This window comes from Verminephrobacter aporrectodeae subsp. tuberculatae At4, from assembly GCF_000193225.1.
Taxonomy (GTDB): domain Bacteria; phylum Pseudomonadota; class Gammaproteobacteria; order Burkholderiales; family Burkholderiaceae_C; genus Acidovorax; species Acidovorax aporrectodeae.
This window is the reverse complement of record NZ_AFAL01000107.1, coordinates 1-1,461: the sequence shown is the minus strand read 5'-3', so window position 1 is coordinate 1,461 and position 1,461 is coordinate 1. Positions and strand designations below refer to the sequence as shown.

Annotated in this window: 1 protein-coding gene; it reads left to right on the top strand. The window is 60.2% G+C overall.

Going from position 1 to position 1,461, the window contains the following annotated elements; translation table 11 throughout:
* Positions 1-1,389, top strand: a 1,389-nt coding sequence (locus VTU_RS0104360) for an asparagine synthase-related protein (RefSeq protein ID WP_010101185.1), incomplete at its 5' end; no start/stop codon positions are given.
* Positions 1,390-1,461: the final 72 nt, after the last annotated feature.

The following is a 1,461-nucleotide window of genomic DNA, read 5'->3' as shown; positions in this document are numbered from 1 at the left end:
CTAGGCGTCGGTACTAGGGTTGGCAAGACGACGATGTTCGCCAACCGATACAAGATCCTCCTTGGAACCGGACTGGTTGCGCCGGCGCCCGACGTAGAGGCGATCAGCACGTACCAGCACACCGGCTGGGTGACCAGGGGAAAAACGTTCGTTCATGGCATTCATTCGGTGCCGTCGGGCTCGGTCGTCCGGTTGTCGGCCGAGGAATCAGACTGTCGGACCTATCCGATTCCCGACCAACCCGTCGTTCGCAGGGCACGCGGTGTCGCTGCCGGCGAGATTCATACGCTGAGCGAGTCGGCCGCACAGCGCTTCGCGACACACGAGGAACGCATCGGGATCGCTCTCAGCAGCGGCGTGGACTCCTCCTACTTGGCTGCACTCGTCAAGAACGCCAATCCAGGATCCGAACTGCACACGTTCTCCGTCGGGTACGGACGATCCGACCCCGAGCTTCAAGGTGCCGAGGAGACAGCGAGACTCCTCGGAACTCGACACCACACGACGGTCGTGACCCCGGAGCACCTGAAATCCCTGTGGCCTGAAGCCATCTGGCATCTGGAGGATCCGGTCGGGCGAGATCAGTACCCGTGCGTCCTGGCCCTTTCGCGCGACGCAGCCAGCCACGTCAGGACGCTGTACTTCGGCAACGGGTCAGACTCTTCCTATGGAGGATTGGCGGTACATCCGCACCTGTATTGGTCCAAGAAGATGCCTGTCATCGCCAGCTGGTGTGAAGACTATCTGTCCTGGTTGCGATCCAGCGATGACCCGCGAGGCGTCGTCTCGAGCGCGTTGATCAATCTGCTCGGCGCGGCATCAATGCCACGGCCGGCAAGTATCGTCGGTGTCAACAAGCAGCCGACGCGGGTGCAATTCGATCTCGCGGACGACCATCCGCTGCGGACGCAACTGGCAAAGGACATCCTCACATTCGACGGACATGCTGGCATGAAGCATCGCTTGGTGAACAGTGTCTCCGGCTGCACGGTGCGGATGCCGTTCTACGACGAACCCATGGTCCGGCATGCGTTCAGCCTCGGGGATGAGGACAAGATCAGATGGTTCGAGGGAAAGCATGAGTTGCGCCGCGCTGCGAAGGCCTGCATTCCATCTCGTATCGCTGAGCGTCCGAAGCGCATCCAGCACCTACGCTACGACGAGACGTTCTCGTCATTCATTGACGAACTCGCCGATGTCGCCGCGTCCCGCGAAGTCATTGTCAACCGCGGATTGTTCAATCCCGACAGCGTTGCGAGACTGCGCCGCCACCGGGGTGCCAAGCCCTACCACTCCAAGCATCTCTACCGGCTCTGGTACGTTATTGCGACAGAACTCTGGGCGCGAACCTTCATCGACAACAAGGGAGCGACGTGGACTCCCCTGTAGTACCGACGCCTAGGATTCATGGAACATGAGTAAAATCATGCGATCACCAATTGATGACCAGGGGTGTTGCTA